The following is a 24,413-nucleotide window of genomic DNA, read 5'->3' as shown; positions in this document are numbered from 1 at the left end:
GCCTTCAGTCCATTTGACGGAACAGATATGTTTATTCAACCATATAGGGGCCGACAAGCTCGGCAAGGGCCGCTTCACTCACGCCACCCAAAATGGCTGCCAGCAACGTATGTTCAGGCGAAAGAACAATGGTCATCGGCTGTAACTTGACATTATAGCTTGCAGCGATCTTTCCCTGCTCATCCCGTATCACAGGAAAAACGACCTCAAGTTCTTTGATAAACTCCTGCACCGCGTCCCGACCCTGGGTGGTGTTGATGTAGGTGATCATCAAACCCTGTTCTTTGTATTTTTCATAATATTTATTAAACACCGGGGTATCGGCGCGACAGAATTTACAATCAGTTGACCAGAATCTGAGAATTACCGGCCGCCCGGCAAAGCCGGCCAGAGAGAATTCATTCCCCTCCATGTCGATTGCGCTAAATACCGGAACTTTCCCCCCTTTTTTGAGAGGCTGAACCTTGTCTTTCCCGCAAGCAACCAAAGAAAAAATAAGGAGAAAAAAAATAATTATTTGTATCCGGCTATCACTGACTTTTAACTTCATATACTTTGGCGCCCCCGAAGCCTTTCCTATAATAATTCATTAAAATTCAATAGGATAACAATTAATATTATGATTATGTCGGTCAATAGATCTTAAAATCCAAATTTATAATTATTATTACTTCAAACGCAAAATACTATTTTTCCCCTTTACTTTTAGTGGTTTTATAGTATTTTTTTCTTTGAAAAGAATACCACACTGTGGTATAGATTGCCAAAAAGTATCATTCTTCACGGCCTTTTTTTGTAAACACCGGATCAAACGCTGGCATGGCCTGGTCAATGATAAAACCATGTAATTCTTGAACATTCAAGAAAATAGATTCGCCGATGCAAAGAAAAATAATCTTCTTTTCACACTCATAAAACAAACTAATTGGAAATAATTAAAAATTCTATTTTTCAATCTAGACTCTACCGTTGATTTAGTGTAGAGATACCAAAGGAGGTGCAGAACAAGACGCAAATTAAGTGTTACATTGTGATATTTAAATGTTACATTGTGATATTGTTACCTAACAAACGCTAAAAAATTAACACGGGGAGAAACAATGAAAAAAGCAATTTTTACAGCTCTTGCACTATCGATGATGGTTGGTGGATATCTTTCATTTTCCACTGTTGACTCAAACGCTCCTGTGGCTAATGCTGCAAAACAATACTCAGGCACCATGTATGTAGCTGGCATGGGCGGTCACTTTGCAGTTGCAGAAATTACAATTGACCCAAGCAACACCTCCGATCCAATTGCGGTGGAAGAGCTCGGAATGTTGGATATCGGCGGTCAAACCCATCCGACTCACGATGCTAGAATAGATGTCAATGACCCGAACATCATGTACTGGTCAACCTACAAAACCGACGACAGAAAACCGGACGGACAACTGCATGTAGGAAAATCAAACTTAAAGACCGGTGAAGTCCTGAAAGATGTTGCTTTCAAACTTCCTACCCGTGTTACCTGGAGTGGCGCAAATTACTGTGCATCCGGTCAGTCAAAGGATTCCTTCATGCCGATTTCCATGGCTAACGACGGATACATTGACGTTTTTGACAAAGCAACCATGAAGTTGAAACACCGTGTATTTCTTGATGAACTGGGAATCAAATCAGGCGAGTCCACCTTTGCTCACGGTATCAATACACCTGACATGAGCAAATTCCTCCTTACCGTGAACCACACCCCGGAAGGACATCTGAAATGGACCGGTAACACCCGTCTGATCATGCTCGACATGAAAGCTCTTGAAGACGGCCATCTGAAAAAACTTGCTGAAAGTATGATCACTGGCAAGCCTAAAGATGCATCTGGTGGAACCATCACTTTCCGTCAATTTTTTACCCAGGACGGTAAATACATCCTTCAGTCCGGTGCTGACCGCGGTTACCTCATTGATGCAAACACCCTTAAGGTGCTTGACGAAATTACCCCGCTGCCCGGTGAAAACCATGACATCATTCCTACTCCGGACGGAAAATACGCGGTCATGACCCTTCGCGAGAAAGGCACTGATTATTGCGGCGAAGACGGCGTTGACGGAACTCTTCTCCTTTATGATATCACCGCAAGAAAAACAATCGGCAAATCAGTATCCGTATGTCTGAAATGTCACAAAACTGAAGGCGCTACCAATAAAGCCATTCTTTGCGGCTTGGACGGAACATGGAAATAAGGCTTCCTAACGGATAACCCTTATATTCATTGCTAAATAACGGGCATCATGTTTATTTTAAACATGATGCCCGATTCTTTTGTAATGGCATCGCTGTTGTTACATTTCCCCTATCAGAATCCCTTTGATCAAGAATAACGATGACTCAATTTACTTTTTTTACAGTTGCCTTAAAAAACCTGAACCGCAAATCTTTCCGTACCGGAGTCTTGATTTCAGCAATTGCCCTTCTGGTTTCCCTTTTAATCTTTGCCGTCTCATTTACCATGAGTGTTGCCGCAAGCCTTCACAAGGCATCCGAACGCCTTGGGGCTGATCTGGTTGTTGTCCCGGTTGGAGCCCGCAGCGGCGCTGAAGAATTCCTCCTTGAGGCCAAAAACACATCCTTTTATATGAAGAAAAGCCTCCTGGAACGGGTAAGAACCGTTGAAGGTGTCGAATCAATGACCTACCAGACTTACCTTTCATCCATCAACGGCATGTGCTGTGACATCATGCCAACAAAAATAGTTGCCTTTGATCAGGAGACCGACTTCATCATTAAGCCCTGGCTGCAGAAGGCCGTTGGCAGAGAGCTTAGAAAAGGCGAAGCCATCGCCGGCTTCGGAACCAGTGAAAATCTTGGCCTGGGACTTCTCGAGGTTGAGCCCACAATCTTCAACAACAGGTTCAAGATGATCGGAGTCCTTGAACAGACCGGCACCGGGCTCGATAATGCCCTTTTCATGACCGAAGAAAATCTGTTTGGCATCATCGGCTCCGGTAAATCTCCGCTTCACGCAGAAGAAATATCCATCATTTTCATCAAGGTTAAAGCAGGATATGATCCGGATTACGTCGGCAAACTCATTGAAGGAGAAATCGTTGAAGTCGATGTTATCGCCAGAAGCGGCATGGGGAGCAGATTTCTAAATATTCTTGCCGACATCAATAAAATATTTCTTATCACAATCTCGCTTTCCTGTGTGTTGACGGTATTTCTTGTCTGGGCCATCTTTTCCGCCATTGCCAACGAACGAGCCAAAGAAATCGGCATAATGCGTGCGATTGGAGCGAAGGAATCTCACATTGTTAAGTTATTTCTTTTAGAAGTATTGATTCTTGGCATGACCGGCAGTGTTGTCGGAATGATTGCCGGCACCTACCTTTCCACCTGGCTCGGGGAAAGCTTTTCGCTTGTTAAAAATATTTCCGCTAATCTGTCCGTCATCCAACAGATATTAATCGCCATTCTTGGCTTAATTATCGGAACCGGCATATGTATCACCGGCGCCATGCTGCCGATCAACAGAATTAAAAAGATGGAACCGCTTCTGGCAATTAAAGAGGAATAACGTGGCACAATTAGAACTTAAAAATCTCGATAAATATTATACCGTTGACAACACACCAATAGCTGCGATCAAAGATATTTCCCTGACTATTGAAAAGGGTGATTTTATTTCAATAATCGGCCATTCCGGCTCCGGCAAAACCACGCTTATTTCTATAATCGGTGGAATTCTCAAACCTACATCCGGCAATGTCCTTTTCAAGGGGACCGATATCTGCACCTTAAATGACCGAGAACTCTCCGAGTACCGGAACCGCAATATCGGATTCATGTTTCAGTTTTCCAGCCTGCTGCCTATCCTTACAGCAAAGGAAAACGTGCTTCTCCCGGATCTTTTCAGTAAAAACCGTCAACCCGGCGCTGAAAAAAAGGCGGCTGAACTTCTCGATATGGTTGGAATTGGAGAAAAAAACGATGCCTATCCCCGCCAGCTCTCCGGAGGGCAACAGCGACGAGTAGCAATTGCCAGAGCCCTGATGAATGAACCGGATATTATCCTGGCAGATGAACCAACAGGGGACCTTGATGAAGAAACCGAGGCCGAGATACTGGAACTTTTCCAAAAAATAAATCAGGAAAAACAAGTCACCATGATCCTTATTACCCATAACATGGATCTTGCCAAAAAAGGCAAACAGCAGTTACGAATGAGCAAGAATACCCTTGTCCCTTTATGATTCAGTTGCCCACCCTCAAAATAAAAAATGCAATTTAAGGAGGGTCGGCACGCACTTTTTCGTACTCATTAAAAATTCCCCCAAAAAAAAGGCCCGGTACAAAATACCGGGCCTTTTTTTGCTCAAAACAAAAAATACTTACCACCAGCAAATGGTCTTATCTGCAGCAAAAACCTTGTCAACCAGGACGCCATAATCAGGACTAGCAACGTTCAGGTCAAAAGTATCGGTGTCATTGCCTTCTGATACAATACCAACAAGTTTTTTTATGTCATCGCTGGGTGCAGCGCGGTATACATTTAAAATTTTCATATCGCTAACTCCTCTGGTGATCGAAAATTAACTCTTAGTTGCCATAAGGCACGATAACATCCATCTCTTTGAGCTTCTGCCCAAGTTCCTCGATGCTGACATAAGTCAAGCCGTTCTTGTCGGCGTTGGCCTGGACATTGGTGAACATATCACCTTCCATGTCTTTGATCCACTCGAGATTCTCAGCATTATACTCATCAAATTTGGCCAATTCCGTATCCAGAACTACACCATAAGAATAATGGTTGGCCACGGAAAGTCCTAATGTGGAGCGCATTGCATCCAACACGTCCTTTTCATCGTTGCTCGGTTGAATTAGAAAACATACTTTAGCCATGGTTTCCCCCTTATAATGTCATGTAACATTCACAATTTTCAAGCATTGCACCGTGCTTCGCCTGGGTTGACATGCGTTTTTCATCAAGCCCCTCTGGGACGACAGTCTTGTCATATCCCATTTTTGCGTAGCTGTCGGCGCAGATATTAACATCTGCTATTTTGCAGAGTTCAGGAAACTGTGGATCTTTGGCAAGATGGGTTGCTTTCCATGTAAAAAACACCTTTACGGCAGAACCCTTTGCCACAGCGGCCTTGGTCACACCCATGACATGCTTCATATTCTTGGGTGATGTAACAAAAATTCCTAGACTTTTTGCCATGCTATCCTCCCTACAGATAATTGCGTCGCCCCCCCAAAAAAATCGGGCGACAATTTATTAATTTTCTACCTAAATCCTAATTATCCTTTTTGTATATAAAACCTGAAGAAGCCCTCTTCTTCCCTGACTCCCAGGTACTTGTGTCCGGTTCGCTCACACCAGCCGGGTAAATCATTTTTTGATCCGGGGTCGGTGCCGACGACCTCAAGAATCTGGCCTGCTTCCATCTTTCCGATAGCCTTCTTGGTTTTCAGGAGCGGCATGGGACAACTCAGGCCTTTTGTATCAAGCACATCATCCGCTTTGATAGAATCGATATTCATTTCCGTTCTCCTCGCAGGCTGTCTGCACTAATAATTTCAGTTCGTTACAACTTTTGAACGATATTCAATCACTGCAAACAGAGCCGATAACAGAAACCTATAATGAATATTCATTCATTATTCAAGGATTTCTACTCTTATCATATTCTTTTGTCAAGAGGATGAAAGACAGAGGGTCGACTTTGTTTGAATGAATGCACCGGGAAACAAAAAAACCTTCAAAATATACATGGCTACTCATGCCTTTATCAGTTCTTCTTCGAGGAGCCGGTCTGCAAATCTCAAAAGAAAATCCCGCTGAGAAATCGTTGCGTAACTGATACAGGAACAGTGAAGATTTGACTGACTGCGCACAAGAAACTCAAAAATCAGCTTATCATCACCAAGCTCGACCCCAAAATAAAAAGGGCCGCAATCTTCATGCCCCAGCTGATCCGGCCCCAAAATATCCTCGGGCACTCTCAGCCAGAACATACCCTGAATCGGCCCGGGAATTATCGTTCTTTTAAGATAACTCTCAATATTGTCGCGTTCCTCTTTACTCAGTTCATCAACGAGAAGCTGCCTCATATCAATTATCCACCCGCAAATCGTCTTTCAAGTTTTTAGTCTTTTCTTTAAAACTCTTAATATACTGATCAAGAACATCATCAGATTCAATAACATAAGGAGTGATCATTATCATCAGTTCTGTTTTTCTAACCTCTTCTGACTGGTATTTAAAAAGCCAACCGAGAATAGGAATGTCCATCAGAAGCGGCACGCCGTTTTCCACAAAAGACTGTTTCTTTTCAATCAACCCACCCATAAGAATCGTCTGGGTGTCTTTCACGGCGAGTTTCGTCTTGATATTTCGTTTGGAGATTTCAGGTGTATCAAGTCCACCGGTGGTATTCTGCGTCGCATCACTAACCTCCTGCTCGATTTCAAGAATAATAATGCCGTTATAGTTGATCCGCGGAGTCACCGTCATAATAATACCGGTATCTTTATACTGTATGGTTCTTGTGTCATTGCCACTGTCATTAATCGTCTCAGAAGTGACAATCGGTACCTGCCGGCCTACATTGACGGTGGCGGTCTCATTGTTTAAAACAAGCACCTGGGGTGATGAAAGAATAGAAACTTCATTGTTATCTGCAATAGTATTGAGAATTCCAATGGCATCCCCTGCACTGTTCAACAAGCTGTAAGTAAATCCGACAGCAGCCGACCCCAAGTCTGTAGGGGGATTGCCACTGCCATCGACACTTGCCACCTGACTCATATTGCTGATATAGTTATTGGTATAGCGACTGTTACCGATATTCATTCTGGCGTTTTCCCTCATTGACCATTCAATACCAAGTTCCCACCCTTCAGAAAGGGTTACTTCGGCAACCAGTACCTCGATGAGAACCTGTCTCGGCAGATTATCCAGGCGTTCGAGGAGCTTGACCAGCCGGTTGTAATCAGCCGAATGGGCCCGGATCAAAATGACGTTCCGGCTGTCGTCGGCAATCAAGGTCGGCTCACCGGCAAAACGCAGGGCCGACTGTTTTGACTTGGATGCGGTTTTACTTTTGGCGGCTGTTCTGGTTGAGGTGACGGGCTTGGCTGTTTTGGACTTGCTGCTACTGGTTGAAGTCTCCGTTGGAGTCGATCCCGACGGGGTAAGGTTCTTTCCTTCAATCAGGGCATTTACCAAATTTGCAAGTTCTGAAGCAACGGAATTCCTGACATTATAAATATAAATATTGTCCCGCCCCTGGGCAGGAACCTTGTCCAGATGATCAACCCATTTCTCCGCCGTATCCAGCAGGAATTCATTATTGCTCACCATGAGGAGCGAATTGACTCTCTCCAAGGTAAGAACCGTAACCCCGTCGTAACCCTTCTTGTTTATCTTCAGCGAAGAAAGGATTTCTAAAAGTTCATCCCGTACATCGAATAAAGGCGCTTTCCCCACTTTTACCAATCTGACCTTAAGAGCTGAAAGGGGTGAGACATCAAGCTGCGCCAGGACTGAAAGGGCGTCAACTATTTTACTTTCATAATCATTAATGATGATGGTGTTAAGATCCACCATGTCGTATGAGGTTCCCTGCTCGGAGAGATAAGGCTTTATCAGCTTGATCGCTTCTGATGAAGCAAGATGCATGATCGGCACAATCTGCATGATGATATTGGCAGTATCGCGCAACTCGTCAATCCGGCCGGCATCATAAATTTTATCGGAAATCGGTTTTTTGGACACGTAAATCATGTCATAAAAACCTTCCTGGCGGATGTCGAGGCCGTTAATGTTCAGGAGTTTCTTGAAAACCTTAAAGAGCTGGTCCCGGGGAATTTTTTTCCCGGAGCGAATGTTGACAACTCCCTTGACCTGCGGGTCTACCATATAGTTGAGGTCGAGAATTTCAGCGACAACCTGGACCACTTCATAAATATCTGCATTATCAAAGTTGAGAAGAACCCCTTCTCCCTGCATGGTTTTCTCCGGGTCAAGCTCCTCGGGCCCGGAAAGATTTTCCAGATAAGGGTTTCCACCTCCTGCAAGCGAGGTCAGATCCTTGATTTTTGGTTCATCAGCCTCATCATCCCTGTCTTCACCTTCAACATCAGCGCTGTCAACCAGGGCGATTTGCTCTTTGGACTTGACGATTTCCTTATTGATCTCTTCAAGGTCAACCCAGGTCTTGGCCAACTTGTCTTTTTGTAATCCGCAACCACCCAGAAACATAAACTGGGGAATAATAATTGCTAAAAGCAGCCATTTATAAATCATAGCGAATCGCATGCACATCTCCCTCTTCGATAAAGCTAAAAAATAACAGTTGAGTATCTAATCTCTTTTCAAGTTCGTGAAAACATTTTTCCCGTACTGTTGAGTAAAAGCATCATAGTTACCGCCTCGTGCCCGGAGGTATAATCGTCGCCCGGGTTCCGGTCCTGGCTGAAGTGGCTGGCGGTCGTCTCACCGACGGCGGCTGAACGCCGGAATCCACCGGAGAATTCCTCTGGGCACTGCCACCGGGCATCGCCGGCTCGACGCCACCACCAACTACGGTGACCGAGGAATCACCTTGCCCCGGCGGGGAAATCCGCTGTTGGTCGGTTGGTTTCTGCAAACCGGAATCCTTTGGCTGGTCCCTCTTTTTTTTGGGGTCATACAGAAACTTTTCAACTACTTCCTCGCCTTTCTCAAATACAATCTTGTTCGGCGTAACCCGCGACACCTTATAGCCGCTGAATACCTCTCCGACGTTTAACTGAGTATACTGATTACGACCGGTCGCGGCCCGGCTCGCCCGCCCGGAGGTCTTTCGCGATGCACCGCCCCTGCCGGCCTGGTAGGAAATCAGTGCCCTGGTCGTCGTGTCGGTAATGATCGAGCCTATATAAGTTACATCATTCACGTCAACATCAACTCCGCCCCCTGTCCGGGATTCAAGGACATCCTCAGCCCCCTCCTCCTCTGTGATCTCGTCAACAAGGGATCGTGCCTGATTAAACAGATATCCGACGTCTAAATCAGAGCGGGTGCCGGACACCGGGGGATAAAAGACCAATTTCGCTATTTCCGGGGCGGAGGTGTCCGCCTCTTCGGAAACAGGTTGCTCAGAAGATAAAAAATCTTCCTGAAAAGCCGTTTTGCCTGCACGCAATACAAACAGCAGCGACAGAAACAATGCTATGACGATGATGATTTTTTGCATAATTTTAGTTGAATCGCCACGCAGCCGGAAAACAAGGTATCCGAGCTACGGGAAATGCGCTCACTGTTCCTGTTCATCTATCCTTGCATCCACCTACCCGTAAAAACATTCGCCTGGATCCAAGATAAAAAGTTTTTCCGTCTTATGAAACTTCTCCAGTTTTATAAAATCCCTTTATCTCAATAAATATCTTCAGGGTCTCGCCCTGCTTATGGGCCTTGAGGGAAAAGCTGTCGATCTTAAAAAGCTGCTTGGATTTATAGAGTTCTGCAATAAACTCGTTAAAAGCGCTCAAGGTCCCGGCAAGGCGCGCCTTGATAAGAATCTCACCATATTCACTTTTTTCTTCACCGCCTTTCCCTTTCGCGCCTGTCTGCGTGATCGGCCGCAGAGATTCCGTCTGCAGCCCTGCATTAACGAGCTTTTCCTGAATCACAATCTGCATGGCCGAGGCGATCTCCTCTTCGGTGCCGCCGCTGAACAGGTATTCTTCGACTTTCTGTTTCCTCTCTTCAAGGGCCGCAACATTTTTACGCATTGCGTCCAAATTTCTGGTGGATAAAAGAAATTTCTCCTGTTGCGCAAGCCTGTTTTCAAGATACTCCCTTTTCTCGGCGTAATGCCCCGCAGCCATCCGGGCAAGGTTCATTCCCAGAAGAACCAGGGCAATGGCAATAAGCACATGTCGAGACTTAAACCGGCTCAATAACTGTTGAATCCTGAACATTACAGTTTGGTCTCCACATGAAAATAGGTCTTGTTCTGCCGCCGGCTGGTTGATTTAAGCTGGGTATCTCCCAGGTTCTGCAACTTGACGGTCAGATCTCCGACATTCTCCGTATACCCCATAACCCGAATCACCGGCTGGTCCTTATCCATCCTGATCATATCCAGATAGGAGTTGAGCGGCAACTCTTTGGTAAGCTTTTCAATAAAACCAATCAAATCGGGATTTTTAAAATCCTTGATCATTTCCTCTGATTTCTGCAACTTCTCCAGTCGCGCACGGAGAGCATTCGCTTCTCGGACTTTCGGGGCGATTTGAACAATTGCCTGGTCAGTCTGTTTAATCGCCGAAAGCAGGCGGTATTCCTTCACTCCTCCCCACGCCAAAACCGCAACTGCATTCAGGACTAGTAAAACCTTGATCACCGTGCGAAGATAATCTGGCCGCCGGAATGATGCCGGCAGCATATTGAAATCCTTTAACGCCGGCTTTCCTTCAAGCAGAGTTGATGCATCAAGAAAAGAACTGCCTTCGGGAGGCGTTGGGTGATAGATCTTTTCAGTCCGGGTAACCTTTGCCAAATCTGCAAAGGAGGGCTCTCCGTAGCAAACAAACCTGTCCTTGAGCTGGGTACCGGAAAAAACAAAGGTTTTCATGAAATGGCTGGGAATCACCAGAGCCCAGTCTTCTTTTCCGATACTTGATCCCACATAACGCTGGCTTTCAGGGAAAAGGCCGGCGATCTGAAACCCCCCTTCGGCAATGACATTAAAATACTCATCAAAGGCATGGGTTTCTGCGGCAAACAGGGAGACGTCATGCATTTCCTTGCCGGGAACTACTGAAAAACTGTACAGCATGGAATCAGGATCAAAAGGGGTCAGGAGGCCGAGCTGATAGCGAATAGCCTCTTTCAGATTCGGTGTGTTGACCGGCAACTGAAATAACTTGTAATACAAAAGGTCTTCAGACACATAAAAAACAACAGTATTTGTCGATACCCCAGCCTCGGCGCAAAAGCGCTCCACCATGTCGCCCAGGCCGGAATCCTGGTCTCTGACGTAAATAATTCTTTCCGGAGCTTCAGGGTGGCTGAGCTCGATGCTGTTTTTAAATATGGTTATTTCCAGTAAATCTCTCATGATCTGCTTTCTTTCCAGGAAAGATATTTTATTCTATCTCCCGACTGCTTTTCAATAATCACCGACACCCTTGTTCCAGGGCCGTAATCTGCGTCTTCTGCCTTCTCCTGCCCAGGATCGGCAAAACCAGTTGCAACAATATTATAATAAATGCTTTCTTGAGTATGTGGTGAAATGGTTGACAGGTATGGGCTTATCACAGCATATCGGTCATTGCCGATTATCGTTTGAGCCATCTGGGCGGACAGGGTGCCGAATTCTTTCTGCATCTCAAAATAAGTGTCCTTTTTTTCCTGGTCTCCTTCCACTATAAAATCAAGCATCGCCGGGGTGAGGCTGTTGAAATTAATTTTACCCTTATATTTTCCTCGAAAATTATGGACGGTGAAAACTGCTTCCGGATCAAATTTCCCCCGAAGAATTTCCATGCCGTTCACCATAAAAACTTCACCCGGATCCTCAAGATTGCCGTTTCTTGGAACATAGGGATCCTCAAGACCTTGATAATAATCCTGCTCAGCCCCGTTTAACCGATGAAAGTCATCGGCATCCCGCCAGTCCAAAAGGGAATCCAGCACAGTGGCGATTTGGTTTTCTTCCAGGCCGTGGTATTCCAGAAATAGCTCCAGCAGTCTGGGTGGCGCGCTGTTCAAATCAATCTTGCCCGCCTCATTGACCACATAATACAGGATTTTCCCCGTAGATAAAGAGGTTTCTTCATATGTATAGCCCAGAAGGTCCTTGTCGTATTCTTCATCATCAGTATTTAAAGGATCGTCAATCAGCCTGAAGATAGCAAGATTGATCCCACCCTGGGCGAGAAACCGTTCGGTTGTCCTTTTTTTGGCATTAAAAGTTATCTTTGTCTCGGTTCTCACCTGCATAATCAGCTGCGAGGCGAGAAACGTCGTGAGCAGCAACACAACAATTACCACAAGAAGCGCAAACCCGTCATTTTTACTGAGACATTCGCCATTGCCGTTCATCGCCGCATTGCTGCGCCATACAGTTAGAATCAGTTTATTCTGTGCGTAAATATTCTTCAAACCCAAAATTGACGCCTTCATAAATAATCTCTTTGTAATCAACATGGCCCGATAAAAATCACTACATTCCGGGCGGGCCCCGTCTGCATCATCTTTGTATGATGCAGACGACACTAGTCCTATCCGTAATTTTGCACATTACATATATCTTTGTGATTCGATGCCGACCCTCTTCACCACAACAAGTTTCCCGGCAATAAAGCAACAGATCTTTTCGCCAAAATTTGCACACTTCAAACCTATTGGGCGAGGGCTAATTTTTCTCCAGAAGCAAGGTTTCAAAATCGCCGTTCTCGCTTGCAACCAGAATCAGGCGGTATTTCCTGCCCTCAAGAAACGGCTCCCCCGATGCGGTGTCAAGCAGCAAACCTGCCTCGCCTGGATCTTCCGGCTGCAATTGCCGCTCAAAGGCGATCAAATCGCTGATGATCTGCGCTCTTTTTCTTTCAACACGGACAATGTTACTCATGGACATGGAGAAATTCTGCAGAATGACCACATACGCAAGCCCCATTATGGTTACCGCGACCAGCACCTCAATCAGGGTAAACCCGCCCTGCTGACATTTCCGGTGATTCCTTTTCCCTGGCATGCGCTCCTGCTCCATGGTCATACACTTTTTGCTCTCTTTCCTGCCCTGTCATCGTTCAGCCGCACGACCACACGGCATTATGATCCGGGGATCTGCGCGGTGGCGCACCGGGGCACGATGTCATAGGATTCTCCCAGGTATTCCAACTGGACGCCGTTTGCCGTGGCCGGGTCATAGGCAAAGGTGATACTCCCGGCATTGTGCAACAAAAGCCGCATATCATCGAAATCCGGGACATACTCATCCTGGTAGTCCGCATTATAAAAATCCCGCTTCTCGGTATAATAAACATCTTCCTCGATGGGGTCATATCTGTATATGGCCAGAACAAGACCTTCCTGCCGGTAAATCATCGGGCTCCGCGTGACAATTTTAAGGATATTCTCCTGAGCGGCAATCATAATCCGACTCTCTGTCTTGTTATACAAGGCACTGTGAATCTGCCGGTGCATAAGGTCCAGAAAAGCGTATTTCCGCTCTATTTCAAGGATTTTATTTTCGCCCTTGGCGGAAAAAGTAATCCCCACATTAAGCACCGAATAGATCATCGTCGAAATCATTCCAAGGAGCAGAACCGCAACCATCAACTCAAATAGCGTCACACCCTGATCCCCGGCGATTATCATTTTTTCCAGGGCATGAAAGCCGCCTGGCCTTGCAGGCAATTTCCCTGGTCTGCGCAAAAGGGTATGGATATTCATTGCGGGTCTTTTCATTGGGAAATCGGCAGTCCGGTCAACGGGTCAAGGACTATCGTCCGTATCTTATCGCCCTTGATAAATGTCAAAATCGCAGGCGTTGCATGCCCCTCGGGAAAAAAGACCACATGGGCGGGAACCATGGTCAAACTGTCATCGTCGCCAAAATCACATTCCACAACCTTGTTCAACCCGCCTGAAAGGCGGATGATCCTGCCGTCGGATTCATCCAGGTCCAGATGCACTTCCACCCCCTTGGTCACCGCGATCAGTCGGGCCAGGCGAATTGTTGCCATGATCTGCTGGGTCTGCTTGCGGACATTGAGACTGTCAAGGAATCTGCCGGCGCCCGGTGCAGCCAGGGCGGACAATATCCCCAGCAGCAACAAAACGACGAGCAGTTCAATAAGGGTAAACCCTTTATGATTTCGGAAAATGCCGTGCACTTGGGCCATGTTAATAATTATTACTCGATATACCCCGTCTTAATAGATGAAATCGCCTACCACGTTTTTCTCGAAATCGAAAAAGGACCGGTTCGGACCGGTTTTCCATGCATTACGGAAGATGACAGGAAGGTAGGGGAAAACCCATGAAATAAGCCTTATCCGGCTATATCGTTGATGCTCAGGATGACCGAGAGCATTGAAATAACCACATAGCCGGCGATAACCGCAATTACCAGAATAAACAGCGGCTCAATCAGCGCAATGATTCTCTTTATTTTATTTCGAAGATCCTTTTCGTAATGATCCGCGATCTGGCCGCAGACCTGTCCCACCTGCCCGGACTCCTCACCGATGGACAGAAGATCGGCCGCAAGTTCCGGAAACAGTCCCTCGCTTTTCAGTTTCTGCCCCACCTGCCGGCCTTCCTTCAGCGCTTCAGTGGCGCGCTTGAGCAACCGTTGAAATTCCAGGTTGCCGGCAACGCCGCTGCTGATTTTTAACGCGGTTGACAAATGCACGCCGTTTTCAACCAGTACCTGAATAGTCCTGAAAATCCGGGTGGTTTCCAGCGCCTTGACAAAACCTGAGAGCAGCGGCAGTCGGATGGAAAACCGGTCCAGGGCAATTTTCCCTCCCTTGCTTTTTATGAACAGAACCGCACCGATTATCGGCGACAAGGCGATCCCCAGCGAAATAAGCATATTGGAACTGATAAATTTTGCAACGCTCATCAGTATCTGCACATGAAAGGGAAGTTGTCGACCCACACCTTCAAAAAGTATCTCAAAACGGGGAAGAATCGTGGTCAGCAGAATAACGATGGAAATTGATCCCACCAGCAACAGAATAATCGGATAAATGGAAGCCGAAATAATGAACTGTTTCAATTCCTGAAAGGTTGACTGATACTCGGATATTTCGGTGAGCATCGCCGGCAGGATACCGCCCTCTTCGCCGGCCTTGGCTATATTGATATACATCGGTGAAAAATATTTAGGGTAATCCGCCAGGGCCTGGGAAAAAGATTTTCCTTCCTTGAGTTTTCTTTCAATCTGCCCGGCAAAATCCTTGAATACCAGTTTATTGCTGTGGTGCTTCATTATGCGCAAAGATCCGTCAAGGGACAGGCCGGCGTTTAAGAGCAGCGAAATCTGATTGGTAAAAAATTCGATATCCGTGCTGGTGATCTTTTCTTTCCTGAATTTATCCAGCGAGATAAAGCTCTTCCTTCTCCCCCGGTGCCGTTGAATCTCCAGGGGCCGCAAGCCCTGCATAATCAGACGCTTGGCAACGGCTTCTTTATCAACATCCTCAAAGACCCCTTCCTTCAGGGTATTTTCAGAATCCAAGGCTGTGTAGCTAAACAGTCCCAACTTCAACCCCCCTGCTCACTCGCATTACCTCGGACAGGGTTGTAAGGCCTTCGCTTACCTTTAGCAGGCCGTCGACAAACATTGTCTCAAACCCCTGTTTTTCAGCTATGTTCCGTAATTCTATAAGGTCAAGTCCCTTGGATATGCCGCGGTTGATCGCATTATCCATGGTGAGAAACTCATACAGCCCGACTCGCCCGGTATAACCCGAACCGCTGCATTTCTGGCACCCCTTGCCTTCGTACATCTCAAAATCCTCTGCATCGATTTTGCCGATAAAATCCGAGACCCGGCCGCGTTTTTCTTTACAATGAGGACAGATGCGCCGCACCAGCCGCTGCGCCATTATCCCTCGCAGGGAGGATACCAGCAGGAATCCCTCAACACCGATATCAATCATCCGGATAACTGCGGATATTGCATCATTGGTATGCAGGGTGCTCAAAACCATATGGCCGGTGAGTGAAGACTGCACGGCGATTTCCGCGGTTTCCAGATCGCGGATCTCACCGATCATGATTACATCCGGATCCTGACGGACAATGGAACGCAGCCCCTTGGCAAAGGTGAGGTTGATTTCAGGCCGCACCTGGATCTGGTTAATCCCCTGCAGCTGATACTCAACAGGATCTTCAATGGTGATGATCTTGTTATTCCCGGAATTGATGTGATTCAAGGCGCAATACAGCGTCGTGGTTTTGCCGCTGCCGGTGGGGCCGGTAACCAGAATGATGCCGTCCGGCAGGGAAACCATTTCCTGGAACCTTTTTTCTATATTGGCTCGCATCCCCAGATGGCTCATATCAAGAATGATATTGCCCTTCTCAAGAATACGGATAACCACCCCCTCACCATGCACCGTGGGCATAGTTGAAACCCGGAGGTCAATTTCCTTGCCGGAAATTCTCAAAGAAATCTTGCCGTCCTGAGGCAGGCGGCGCTCGGCAATATCCAGTGCGGCCAGCAGTTTCGTTCTTGAAATGATCGCCGGCTGCATGGAGGCAGGCGGAATTTCATAGTCCTGCAGAATGCCGTCAACCCGGAAACGGATAAGAAGTCCGTCTTCAAAGGGCTCCATATGAATATCGCTTGCCCGACGGTTAACCGCGGTATCAATCAGATTATTGACATACTTGATAACCGGCGCCTCAGAAGCCATGTCCTTGAGTTTATCGACATCCGCCTCGTCTACAACAAGTCCGGCTTCTTCTACTTCATCCAGAACCAGACCGTAATTTTCGTCAACGATTTTCTTGATCTTCGACTCAAGAGTTACCTGCACCGTAAACGGCTCCCCGATCAACACATTGGCGGCAGAAATAATGTCGCCGTCCAGGGGATCGCTCAACAGGAGAATATTCTTTTCATCACGCCGCTTGATCAACGCCATGGGGTGCTCCCGGTGAAACATCTTGGTGAAATTCACCGGCAGATATTCATCGTCCGGGTCCGGAGTATAAATGGGAATGGCAAGCTGCTCCGACAAAGCTGAAACCATGTCTTCTTCACTGACAAAACCAAGGGAAATGAGGATTTCACCAATCCGGTTGGGAACCGTACTCTGGTGGGCCAGGGCTCGCTCCAATTGGTTTTGCTGAAGTTTTCCCTCTGCAATCAAAACTTGGCCGATTGCCTGTTTTCCCGGAAAAATGATCGATGTATGCATAAAAACTTCTTCCTTTGTAAAATCGAACTCTCAAGGCGGAATAGTGTATCAATAGGGATTGTTGCGTAGACTTCCTGTTCACTGGACCACTTCAAGGCCCTTTTTGTTTCAACCTATTAATACTAAAATCTCAGTAACAAGGCGAGTTATTTCCATTTTATAACCATTTGAATGCGTTACCGCAAATTGCATTTAAATTCGCTTTCGTACACGATGGAGAGGTTGTGAGTATCCGCGAGGGAGTATAATTGTTATTAACCAATGACGCCTTACAAAGCAATTAATACAACTCTTCATTGATAATACTGATAATATCAACTCCGTGATCAGGTTAAATTTGACTTCGTTTTTCTACCAAATTATGGTGTATGACGAAACTATCAACCCAAAAACCATCGCACAGGAGATTTCAATGTCCGACAACTGTCTTTTCTGCAAAATCGTCAAAGGTGAAATCCCTTCCAGAAAAATCTATGAAGACGATGCCGTCTATGCCTTCTGGGATATCAACCCTGAAGCGCCCAAACATTTTCTGGTCATTCCCAAGAAACATTTAACCGGCCCGTCCGATGTTGCCGCCCAGGATGAAACCCTTGCCGGAAAACTGATCAGCACCGGCGCCAGGCTCGCACATGAAAACGGCATTGATAATTTTCGCCTGGTGATGAACAACGGCGCCGGGGCGGGCCAGACGGTTTTTCATCTCCATATGCATGTGCTTGGCGGCCGGCCTATGGGTTGGCCTCCGGGGTGAAAGATAGTGCAGAGAGATGAGTACTGAGTTTTTTTACTACTTACTATTTTTCACTCAGCACTCAGCACTCAGCACTCATAACTAATCACTTGGATTTAACTATGCCTCCAATCGTCTCATTCATCGGCAGACCGGACAGCGGCAAGACCACCTTGCTTGAAAAAATTATCCCCATGCTGATCACTTTCGGTTACCGGGTGGGAATCATCAAGCATCATGTCCACGCCTTTGAAATGGACAAACCGGGCAAGGATACCTGGCGCCTGAAACAGGCCGGCGCAAGAACTGTTGCCCTTTCATCGCCCGCGGCAATCGGAGTTATCTCCGACACCGGAAGGGACCTGGCCCCTGAGGAAATCGCCGAAACGTATTTCAAGGATGTAGATATCGTGCTTACCGAAGGATACAAACAGGGCAATGCGAGAAAAATTGAAGTATTTCGCAGAGACCTCTACGACGAACCCCTGCCGGGCAGAGATTCAACCTGGCTGGCATTTATCAGCAACGATCCGATACCAGGAGAAATGCTTCCGGTCTTCAATCCCGAGGACATTTCAGGACTTGCCGACTTTCTGGTCAAACACATCATTTCTCCGGACTGAAAATCCACTGGCTGATAATGGTTCACATGCAACAACATATTTCTCTGAACACGATAACCGGTGTCATTCTGGCCGGAGGAGAAAGCCGCCGCTTCGGCTCCAATAAGGCCCTGGCACTCTATAACGGCAAACCCCTTCTCGCCCATGTCGCAGCCACCATGGAGAAAATTTTCACCAACCGCCTGCTGGTGACCAACACCCCGGATCTATTCAGGTTTATCAACTGGCCGATGACCGGCGACATCTATAATGGCTGCGGTCCCCTTGGCGGCATTCACGCCGCCCTGTCAAAGACTGCAGCCTCACAAATTTTTATCACCGGTTGCGATATGCCACTGATCAATCCTGAAATAATCCGCTTTCTGTGCGGCCTTAGCGGCGATTGGGATGTTGCTCTGCCCTGGCTGGAAAAAGGTCCGGAGCCCCTTCATGCTGTTTACCGAAAAACCGCCCTGCCGGCATTTGAAAATGCCCTGGCTGCAAAACAAAATAAAATTGTCCAGGTTCTTGAAAAGGTTACGGTGCGAAAAATCTCCATGGAAGAAATCCTTGCCGTCAGCGATGGTTTATCTTCCTTTGCAAATATCAATAAACCCCATGAATTGCAGGCGTTAAAACCAGAGTGAGGTCATGAAACTTTCTTTTCAGAATGCGCGGGCAGCAATTCATCGCTTTGCGACGCCGAGCAATACCGAGCTTGTCCCCATTGAAAACTCCTCCGGAAGAGTGGCGGCGCAGACCCTTAAATCCCGGCACAACACCCCGGCATTTATTCAGTCCTCAATGGATGGCTTTGCAGTAAAATACCTCGATATTGCCGACAAATCCTTGCCACGCCTTACAATCAGCGGGGAGAGCGCCGCCGGCAATGCGCCAATCACCCGGCTCCAAAAACATTCCGCCATGCGCATTATGACCGGCGCCAGACTGCCTCAGGGGGCAGATACCGTTGTCCCTCTTGAACATTGCTCTGAGGAACGAGGGTTTGTGACTATTCACCGTCTGCCGAAAATTTTCGCCAATATCCGCAAACCCGGTGATGATTTCAAAAAAAACCGGGTGATTATCAAAGACGGCAGCGAAATTTTTCCGGATCATCTGCCACTGCTTGCTGAATATGGTTATTTTGAATTCCCGGTTTACCAGAGGCCGGATATTGCCGTGCTTACAACCGGGTCCGAACTCATATCTCCGGGCACGGCAATTGCTTCGGGGCTGGTGGTCAGCGGCAACAATTATCTTCTTCAGGGGCTTCTAAAACAGCACCGGATTAAATGTTCGATTTACGGGCCGGTTGATGACAATGCAGATCTTCTGCGCTCAGCACTCACCGGGATAATCGCTTCTTCAGCCAGGATAATTATCACCACCGGCGGCACCGGCCCCGGGAAATATGATCTGATCGGTGCAGTATTTGAACAGCTTGCAATCAATACGATCTTCAGCGGGATTGCCATGCGGCCAGGCAGCGGCGCAAAATTCGGCATACTTGCCGACAAACTGATCTTTGCACTTCCCGGCCCGCCGGGCGTTGTGCGACTGCTGTTTAATGAACTGGTCCTGCCTGCCCTGAAAAAAATGCAGGGCCTGAAAAAACAGCTCCCATCGATAATCAAGGCCGAGGCCGAAGAAAATATTGTATTGAAAAAAGGCTGTTTTCAACTCAAAGGGGGGATTTTGCGCACAGATAATGGCAGATTAAAAGTTCGGCCGGCGCAAAAATATGAGGCGATTGATTGTGTGATTTTGCTTCCGGCGCATCGAAGCAGGATACGCCCGGGAGAACAGGTGCATGTCCACCTGACGTAAAATTACTGCTTAAAAATCCAGGCACACCCTATGGTTTTGAAAGATTCTTCCCAGGCCGAAGAAAATTAAGACTCTCGTTGGAACCGTGGGGATCATGACATTCCAGGCAGTTGGGAGATTCAAAGGTATGTTGTGTTCCCGTCCCTTTTTCGTGACAGATTTCACACATACCTTCTTTTTTTTGGGTAAAGACTCCTGCTGCGGACACTGTACAATTTGCCCCGGCCGGTTCATGGCAGACCACACAGGCTTTGACTCCGGCCTGCTCCGCGGCCGTCGGCCCATGAAGATGTTTGTATTTTGTCAGATTCTCATGACATTTCCCATCGACACATGTACCTGCCGACGCGGCAGAGGAAAAGAATGTTGCCGCCAGCAGCAGAAGTGAAAGAATTGCCATTGGCATGATATTCAGCTTTACGGCAAAAAGTGGCCGCAAACATTTTTTGCGTAACGTATTCATAGTATCAATCATTATCTTTAATTTTTTTATGATATGGTTTGCAAGGAGATCTTTTTTTGAAAATTCTTTGTCACAATGCCTTGTGAATACAATGTAAAAATTAGACTGTCAAGGATAAAGCCGAACCATTAAAAGCATCGCCTTGCACCTGTTGAAATATCATTACAATTTCAATTTTTTCTGAACGAATCCTTACCCGCACTAGTCTGTTTTTTCTCATAACCTACTGTTAATAAATCATAAATTTCTTCTTCCACCTTTTTTCAAGCCGAAGCCCCAGAGAATAAGGCTTCTATATCCGGACAGGATGTGATAGGAATTTCAATAAAAAGTTCTCTTGGTTTCTCTGTTGATCTCAAGGGTAAATCTCGTTCTTGTCTCATGGAGACTTATGGCTTCAGACAACCAGTTGACCGAAATTGACTCTCCGGCCTCCCCAGAGCCTTTGCCTTCGGATTGTAAACGCCGAATCCTGCTCCATTGTTTAGCCGCGGCAATTCTCTCGGTTACGGTTTTTGCTGTTTACTCAAATACCCTGCACTCTCCTTTTCTTTTTGACGACCGCACAAATATCCTTGAAAACCCCGCAGTCAGAATAACCTCACTCACCTTTGAAAATTTTTTCACCGCCGGCTTTAAAAGTCCGGCAATGAATAGGCCGGTGGCCAATATCAGTTTGGCGCTGAACTATTATTTTCATGGCTATGATGTCTTCGGCTATCATCTTGTCAATATTTTGATCCATATACTCGCGGCAATCTGTATATATTTCCTTGCCCAGAACATCCTTGAAATTCAGATTAAATCAGGAAACGAACAAGAAACCCACTCTTTCCTGATCCCGCTTCTGGCGGCACTGATCTGGGCCGTCCACCCTATTCATACACAGTCTGTAACTTATATAGTTCAAAGAATGAACAGCCTCGCGGCGCTGTTTTATATCCTGTCTGTTCTTCTCTACTCAAAGGCTCGCGTCACTGATTCAAAAACCTTTGGCACATTATTCTTCTGCGGCTCTGTGCTAGCAGGCTTTTTAGCCCTGGGCTCCAAAGAAATTGCCGCCAGCCTGCCGCTGTTTCTGTTCTTATATGAATGGTTTTTTTTCAAGAATCTCAACCGCCGATGGATCAAACGCCAGCTACCGGCAATAATCTTCATACTACTCTGCTCGGCGATTCCCGCTCTTCTCTTTCTCGGCGGGCAACCGGTGGACAATATTCTTTCAACCTATGCGCAGCGGGATTTTACAATCACAAACAGACTGCTCACCGAACCAAGGGTTATTCTCTATTACTTGAATCTGCTCATCCTGCCCCTGCCATCCCGTCTGAGTCTGATCCATGACCTGCCGGTTTCCTCCTCTCTTCTAACCCCTCCGCCAACCTTATTTGCAATCCTCACCCTGACCGGAATTGCCGCCGCAGCTATTTACAAGGCAAAAACCCATAGGATTTTCGCCTTCTGTCTCCTGTGGTTCCTCGGAAACCTGCTCATCGAGTCGTCAGTTCTCGGCCTTGAAATAATTTTTGAACACCGCACCTATCTGCCGTCAATGCTTCTCGGACTCTTGCCGGCTTTGCTCATCCTGAAGTTTCCCCGGCATAAACCCCTGGCGATATCAATGCTCCTCATCTTGGCAATAGTATTTTCCATTTGGACCTACCAGCGAAATTTCGTGTGGAAGGATGCAGTAACCTTCTGGAAAGATTGTGTCGTAAAAGCCCCGAGTTCCCTCCGCGCCCATAATAATCTCGGCCTTGTCCTTGCTGACGAAGGCAACTTCAGTGAAGCGGAAAAACATTTTTCTGAAGCCTTAAAAATAGCACCGGGCTATGTTGATGCCCGTTTAAGCCTTGGAGTCGTTTTAAAACGTCAGGGACGATATTCAGATGCTGCCGCGCAATACCGCAACCTCCTGATAAACGATCCGTATAATGCCCGGGCCCATAACAACCTGGGAATCATCCTCAAGATTCAGGGCAATCTGGACCAGGCGGTTTACCATTATAAGGAAGCATTGCGCATCAGCCCGGCATACGCATTTGCCCATCACAATCTGGCCAATGCTTTAAAAATTCAGGGTAATTTGCAGGAGGCGGCCTACCATCACGCCCGGGCCGCACGGCTGGATCCGGAACTTGCCAGGGCACGAGGCTCACTTCTTAAAACAGAGACAGGAAGAGAATGAAGGTTCAACTTAAATGAACGGCTTAACGATGTTCTTTATCAATGTGCATATTCATCCTGCCTGGAGAGAACAATCACTTTCCCTTCTTGAGTACAAATTTGAGTAAGGCCAAACCAGATTTTTTGAAACAGCTTCACATCAAATTGAGTTACTTCCCTGCCCTTTTCCGTATACAGAGTTTCCTCTTCCAACAATCGCGATAAAAGAGCAAATCCCCATCGTGATTTATCCGAAGCGTTCAATCCTCCGGCTTGAAGTTCCAGCAATCCCGCACTGCGACCCTCTATCTTCACCCCTTTCAAAAAATTTATTATCCTCGCAATGATAAAAAGGGTAAACAGATCTCCACGCTGGCAATGCTCTGTTTCCATCGCCATGGCAGTTGAGCGGGAGCGAAAGATATCTTCCTCGGTCATTTCCGGAAATGACTGGGCAATGGGCGACCCCGGAGTGAGATAGAAGATCGACACGCCGATGAGCACCGGTTCCCCTGCCAGCAACTGCATGGTGTCGATCATCCCGCTAAGCGTCTCGCCGGGCAGCCCCAGGATCTGGTAGGCGGTAATCTGAAAACCGAGATCCCTGGCGATCCTCACAACCTCGCTGAATTGCGCAACCCGGTGAGGCCGATTCAGGGAATTAAGCATCCGCTGGTCGGCGCTCACCAGGGCCAGATTCAAATGGGTGAAACCGGCGCTCTGCATGAGCTGCAATGTCTCTTCATCCAGATTCTTATACGATATGCCGTTCATGGCCAGAAGCTGGATATCCCGGTCCGGGAAAGTTTGCATAATCAATCGACAGAGCTCTTGAATCCCGGTGCGGTCAAAGGTCAGGTTATCGTCTTCAAAATCAAAAACCCGAAATCCTGCCGCATAGCGCTGTTCCATCTCCGCAACCACTGCCTCCGGATTCCTGCGCCGGTAACTTTTCCCAAAGGTTCGATGTACCGAACAGAATGAGCATTGATGCGGACAGCCGCGCGACGTGAGAATCATGCATATGGGCCGCCCTTCAAACAAATATTTTTCTGGGATGCAATCGGAAAGATCCGGTGCAGGTATCTCTGCTAACGGATAATTGTCTTTAACTGGATTATGAATCAGCCTGCCTGCCTTTTTATATCCAAGATTGGGCACCGACTCAAAACCTGCCCCGGCTTTCCAGGCCTTGAGAAACTCAACCAGGGGGCGTTCCCCCTCGCCTCGGATAATAAAGTCGATATCAGGGTCTTCCAGCATCATCTCCGGGGCGCAGGACACATGGGAGCCGCCAACAATGACTGTCGCCTGCGGGCAACTGTTTTTCACTGCCCGGGCGGTTCGCAGGACTTCCCGGTAGTATGGCGAAAACAGCGAGGAAATCCCGACAATATCGGGATTGATCCCATTGACGTCTTGGGCAATTTCTTCAAAGGACGCGCCGAAATGATAATACTGGTGGAAGGTGGAAAACGGGCTTGCATCCACCTGGGCGTAATACTCCTTTAAATAGGCTAATTCCTTTGGCAGGGGAATCGTCTTCCGGCCCCAGCCGTGGTGATAATCCCGGATAATAACTTCAAACTCGGGCAGATGTTTTTTGACCGCGGCTTTAAGATATGCCAGACCGATGGGCTGTAACCTGATATCGGTCTGGTAGAAATCCTCAACCGGCGGCTGGATGAGCAGGAGTTTCGGC

Annotated in this window: 26 protein-coding genes; 8 read left to right on the top strand and 18 right to left on the bottom strand. The window is 47.1% G+C overall.

Going from position 1 to position 24,413, the window contains the following annotated elements; genetic code table 11:
- Positions 1 to 31: 31 nt before the first annotated feature.
- Positions 32 to 550: a TlpA family protein disulfide reductase gene (locus KKE17_03310; GenBank protein MBU1709012.1), complete on the bottom strand. Its 519-nt coding sequence runs from the start codon at positions 548 to 550 to the stop codon at positions 32 to 34.
- Positions 551 to 1,100: 550 nt separating this feature from the next.
- Between KKE17_03310 and KKE17_03305 the strand changes: the two genes are divergently transcribed.
- From KKE17_03305 to KKE17_03295, 3 genes are all read left to right on the top strand, one after another.
- On the top strand, positions 1,101 to 2,222 hold the full coding sequence (locus KKE17_03305) for a hypothetical protein (protein MBU1709011.1): 1,122 nt from the start codon (positions 1,101 to 1,103) through the stop codon (positions 2,220 to 2,222).
- Positions 2,223 to 2,362: 140 nt separating this feature from the next.
- Positions 2,363 to 3,556 (top strand): ABC transporter permease, encoded by a 1,194-nt coding sequence (locus KKE17_03300; protein MBU1709010.1) that lies wholly within the window; start codon positions 2,363 to 2,365, stop codon positions 3,554 to 3,556.
- 1 nt (position 3,557) lies between these two features.
- On the top strand, positions 3,558 to 4,232 hold the full coding sequence (locus KKE17_03295) for an ABC transporter ATP-binding protein (GenBank protein MBU1709009.1): 675 nt from the start codon (positions 3,558 to 3,560) through the stop codon (positions 4,230 to 4,232).
- A 138-nt stretch (positions 4,233 to 4,370) separates the two neighbouring features.
- On the opposite strand, the gene KKE17_03290 is transcribed toward KKE17_03295, so the two are convergent.
- The 15 genes from KKE17_03290 to tadA all read right to left on the bottom strand — a co-directional run bounded on the left by KKE17_03290 (position 4,371) and on the right by tadA (position 16,917).
- Positions 4,371 to 4,544: a hypothetical protein gene (locus tag KKE17_03290; GenBank protein MBU1709008.1), complete on the bottom strand. Its 174-nt coding sequence runs from the start codon at positions 4,542 to 4,544 to the stop codon at positions 4,371 to 4,373.
- Between the two features lie 34 nt (positions 4,545 to 4,578).
- Positions 4,579 to 4,881 carry a hypothetical protein gene (locus KKE17_03285; GenBank protein MBU1709007.1) on the bottom strand — a complete coding sequence of 101 codons (303 nt, stop codon included), beginning with the start codon at positions 4,879 to 4,881 and terminating at the stop codon, positions 4,579 to 4,581.
- Positions 4,882 to 4,891: 10 nt separating this feature from the next.
- Positions 4,892 to 5,203, bottom strand: coding sequence for a peroxiredoxin (locus KKE17_03280; protein ID MBU1709006.1), 312 nt, complete (start codon positions 5,201 to 5,203; stop codon positions 4,892 to 4,894).
- 80 nt (positions 5,204 to 5,283) lie between these two features.
- A complete protein-coding gene (locus KKE17_03275) occupies positions 5,284 to 5,526 on the bottom strand; it encodes a sulfurtransferase TusA family protein (GenBank protein MBU1709005.1) in 243 nt (80 codons plus the stop codon).
- A gap of 237 nt (positions 5,527 to 5,763) precedes the next feature.
- Positions 5,764 to 6,096, bottom strand: a complete 333-nt coding sequence (locus KKE17_03270) for a hypothetical protein (GenBank protein ID MBU1709004.1) — start codon at positions 6,094 to 6,096, stop codon at positions 5,764 to 5,766.
- A gap of 1 nt (position 6,097) precedes the next feature.
- On the bottom strand, positions 6,098 to 8,305 hold the full coding sequence (gene gspD, locus KKE17_03265) for a type II secretion system secretin GspD (protein MBU1709003.1): 2,208 nt from the start codon (positions 8,303 to 8,305) through the stop codon (positions 6,098 to 6,100).
- Between the two features lie 106 nt (positions 8,306 to 8,411).
- Positions 8,412 to 9,224 carry a hypothetical protein gene (locus KKE17_03260; protein ID MBU1709002.1) on the bottom strand — a complete coding sequence of 271 codons (813 nt, stop codon included), beginning with the start codon at positions 9,222 to 9,224 and terminating at the stop codon, positions 8,412 to 8,414.
- A gap of 142 nt (positions 9,225 to 9,366) precedes the next feature.
- On the bottom strand, positions 9,367 to 9,951 hold the full coding sequence (locus tag KKE17_03255; GenBank protein ID MBU1709001.1) for a hypothetical protein: 585 nt from the start codon (positions 9,949 to 9,951) through the stop codon (positions 9,367 to 9,369).
- On the bottom strand, positions 9,951 to 11,093 hold the full coding sequence (locus tag KKE17_03250; GenBank protein ID MBU1709000.1) for a hypothetical protein: 1,143 nt from the start codon (positions 11,091 to 11,093) through the stop codon (positions 9,951 to 9,953). The genes KKE17_03255 and KKE17_03250 overlap by 1 nt, the downstream gene beginning before the upstream one ends.
- Positions 11,090 to 12,160, bottom strand: a complete 1,071-nt coding sequence (locus KKE17_03245) for a general secretion pathway protein GspK (protein ID MBU1708999.1) — start codon at positions 12,158 to 12,160, stop codon at positions 11,090 to 11,092. Before KKE17_03245 ends, KKE17_03250 begins: the two co-directional genes overlap by 4 nt.
- 232 nt (positions 12,161 to 12,392) lie before the next feature.
- The gene (locus KKE17_03240; protein ID MBU1708998.1) at positions 12,393 to 12,752 is read right to left on the bottom strand and encodes a prepilin-type N-terminal cleavage/methylation domain-containing protein; all 360 of its coding nucleotides are present in this window, start codon (positions 12,750 to 12,752) and stop codon (positions 12,393 to 12,395) included.
- Between the two features lie 56 nt (positions 12,753 to 12,808).
- Entirely contained in the window at positions 12,809 to 13,447 is a 639-nt protein-coding gene (locus KKE17_03235; GenBank protein ID MBU1708997.1) for a prepilin-type N-terminal cleavage/methylation domain-containing protein, read from the bottom strand.
- Positions 13,444 to 13,884 carry a prepilin-type N-terminal cleavage/methylation domain-containing protein gene (locus KKE17_03230; GenBank protein ID MBU1708996.1) on the bottom strand — a complete coding sequence of 147 codons (441 nt, stop codon included), beginning with the start codon at positions 13,882 to 13,884 and terminating at the stop codon, positions 13,444 to 13,446. Before KKE17_03230 ends, KKE17_03235 begins: the two co-directional genes overlap by 4 nt.
- A gap of 149 nt (positions 13,885 to 14,033) precedes the next feature.
- Positions 14,034 to 15,251: a type II secretion system F family protein gene (locus KKE17_03225; GenBank protein MBU1708995.1), complete on the bottom strand. Its 1,218-nt coding sequence runs from the start codon at positions 15,249 to 15,251 to the stop codon at positions 14,034 to 14,036.
- Positions 15,238 to 16,917 carry a Flp pilus assembly complex ATPase component TadA gene (gene tadA / locus KKE17_03220; GenBank protein MBU1708994.1) on the bottom strand — a complete coding sequence of 560 codons (1,680 nt, stop codon included), beginning with the start codon at positions 16,915 to 16,917 and terminating at the stop codon, positions 15,238 to 15,240. Before tadA ends, KKE17_03225 begins: the two co-directional genes overlap by 14 nt.
- 412 nt (positions 16,918 to 17,329) lie before the next feature.
- On the opposite strand from tadA, the gene KKE17_03215 reads away from it, so the two are divergent.
- The 4 genes from KKE17_03215 to KKE17_03200 all read left to right on the top strand — a co-directional run bounded on the left by KKE17_03215 (position 17,330) and on the right by KKE17_03200 (position 20,082).
- Positions 17,330 to 17,671 (top strand): histidine triad nucleotide-binding protein, encoded by a 342-nt coding sequence (locus KKE17_03215; protein ID MBU1708993.1) that lies wholly within the window; start codon positions 17,330 to 17,332, stop codon positions 17,669 to 17,671.
- A 101-nt stretch (positions 17,672 to 17,772) separates the two neighbouring features.
- Entirely contained in the window at positions 17,773 to 18,273 is a 501-nt protein-coding gene (gene mobB / locus KKE17_03210) for a molybdopterin-guanine dinucleotide biosynthesis protein B (protein ID MBU1708992.1), read from the top strand.
- Positions 18,274 to 18,299: 26 nt separating this feature from the next.
- Positions 18,300 to 18,899 carry a molybdenum cofactor guanylyltransferase gene (locus KKE17_03205; protein ID MBU1708991.1) on the top strand — a complete coding sequence of 200 codons (600 nt, stop codon included), beginning with the start codon at positions 18,300 to 18,302 and terminating at the stop codon, positions 18,897 to 18,899.
- Positions 18,900 to 18,903: 4 nt separating this feature from the next.
- Positions 18,904 to 20,082: a molybdopterin molybdotransferase MoeA gene (locus tag KKE17_03200; protein ID MBU1708990.1), complete on the top strand. Its 1,179-nt coding sequence runs from the start codon at positions 18,904 to 18,906 to the stop codon at positions 20,080 to 20,082.
- A 28-nt stretch (positions 20,083 to 20,110) separates the two neighbouring features.
- Here KKE17_03200 and KKE17_03195 read toward each other — a convergent pair whose 3' ends face one another.
- Positions 20,111 to 20,545 (bottom strand): hypothetical protein, encoded by a 435-nt coding sequence (locus tag KKE17_03195; protein MBU1708989.1) that lies wholly within the window; start codon positions 20,543 to 20,545, stop codon positions 20,111 to 20,113.
- A gap of 391 nt (positions 20,546 to 20,936) precedes the next feature.
- Here KKE17_03195 and KKE17_03190 point away from each other — a divergent pair, with 391 nt between their 5' ends.
- The gene (locus tag KKE17_03190) at positions 20,937 to 22,733 is read left to right on the top strand and encodes a tetratricopeptide repeat protein (GenBank protein MBU1708988.1); all 1,797 of its coding nucleotides are present in this window, start codon (positions 20,937 to 20,939) and stop codon (positions 22,731 to 22,733) included.
- Positions 22,734 to 22,771: 38 nt separating this feature from the next.
- On the opposite strand, the gene KKE17_03185 is transcribed toward KKE17_03190, so the two are convergent.
- On the bottom strand, positions 22,772 to 24,413 hold a 1,642-nt coding region (locus tag KKE17_03185), incomplete at its 5' end, for a B12-binding domain-containing radical SAM protein (protein ID MBU1708987.1).

The sequence above is a fragment of the Pseudomonadota bacterium genome (genome assembly GCA_018823135.1).
Classification (GTDB): Bacteria; Desulfobacterota; Desulfobulbia; order Desulfobulbales; family CALZHT01; genus JAHJJF01.
Note: the sequence above shows the minus strand (reverse complement) of the source record. Positions and strands in the feature narration are given on the sequence as shown.

Coding starts and splice junctions, on each gene's coding strand:
- KKE17_03310 (MBU1709012.1), bottom strand. CDS start 550: ATGAAGTTAAAAGTCAGTGATAGCCGGATACAAATAATTATTTTTTTT.
- KKE17_03305 (MBU1709011.1), top strand. CDS start 1,101: ATGAAAAAAGCAATTTTTACAGCTCTTGCACTATCGATGATGGTTGGT.
- KKE17_03300 (MBU1709010.1), top strand. CDS start 2,363: ATGACTCAATTTACTTTTTTTACAGTTGCCTTAAAAAACCTGAACCGC.
- KKE17_03290 (MBU1709008.1), bottom strand. CDS start 4,544: ATGAAAATTTTAAATGTATACCGCGCTGCACCCAGCGATGACATAAAA.
- KKE17_03285 (MBU1709007.1), bottom strand. CDS start 4,881: ATGGCTAAAGTATGTTTTCTAATTCAACCGAGCAACGATGAAAAGGAC.
- KKE17_03280 (MBU1709006.1), bottom strand. CDS start 5,203: ATGGCAAAAAGTCTAGGAATTTTTGTTACATCACCCAAGAATATGAAG.
- KKE17_03275 (MBU1709005.1), bottom strand. CDS start 5,526: ATGAATATCGATTCTATCAAAGCGGATGATGTGCTTGATACAAAAGGC.
- KKE17_03270 (MBU1709004.1), bottom strand. CDS start 6,096: ATGAGGCAGCTTCTCGTTGATGAACTGAGTAAAGAGGAACGCGACAAT.
- gspD (MBU1709003.1), bottom strand. CDS start 8,305: ATGCGATTCGCTATGATTTATAAATGGCTGCTTTTAGCAATTATTATT.
- KKE17_03260 (MBU1709002.1), bottom strand. CDS start 9,224: ATGCAAAAAATCATCATCGTCATAGCATTGTTTCTGTCGCTGCTGTTT.
- KKE17_03255 (MBU1709001.1), bottom strand. CDS start 9,951: ATGTTCAGGATTCAACAGTTATTGAGCCGGTTTAAGTCTCGACATGTG.
- KKE17_03250 (MBU1709000.1), bottom strand. CDS start 11,093: ATGAGAGATTTACTGGAAATAACCATATTTAAAAACAGCATCGAGCTC.
- KKE17_03245 (MBU1708999.1), bottom strand. CDS start 12,160: ATGAAGGCGTCAATTTTGGGTTTGAAGAATATTTACGCACAGAATAAA.
- KKE17_03240 (MBU1708998.1), bottom strand. CDS start 12,752: ATGACCATGGAGCAGGAGCGCATGCCAGGGAAAAGGAATCACCGGAAA.
- KKE17_03235 (MBU1708997.1), bottom strand. CDS start 13,447: ATGAAAAGACCCGCAATGAATATCCATACCCTTTTGCGCAGACCAGGG.
- KKE17_03230 (MBU1708996.1), bottom strand. CDS start 13,884: ATGGCCCAAGTGCACGGCATTTTCCGAAATCATAAAGGGTTTACCCTT.
- tadA (MBU1708994.1), bottom strand. CDS start 16,917: ATGCATACATCGATCATTTTTCCGGGAAAACAGGCAATCGGCCAAGTT.
- KKE17_03215 (MBU1708993.1), top strand. CDS start 17,330: ATGTCCGACAACTGTCTTTTCTGCAAAATCGTCAAAGGTGAAATCCCT.
- mobB (MBU1708992.1), top strand. CDS start 17,773: ATGCCTCCAATCGTCTCATTCATCGGCAGACCGGACAGCGGCAAGACC.
- KKE17_03205 (MBU1708991.1), top strand. CDS start 18,300: ATGCAACAACATATTTCTCTGAACACGATAACCGGTGTCATTCTGGCC.
- KKE17_03200 (MBU1708990.1), top strand. CDS start 18,904: ATGAAACTTTCTTTTCAGAATGCGCGGGCAGCAATTCATCGCTTTGCG.
- KKE17_03195 (MBU1708989.1), bottom strand. CDS start 20,545: ATGAATACGTTACGCAAAAAATGTTTGCGGCCACTTTTTGCCGTAAAG.
- KKE17_03190 (MBU1708988.1), top strand. CDS start 20,937: ATGGCTTCAGACAACCAGTTGACCGAAATTGACTCTCCGGCCTCCCCA.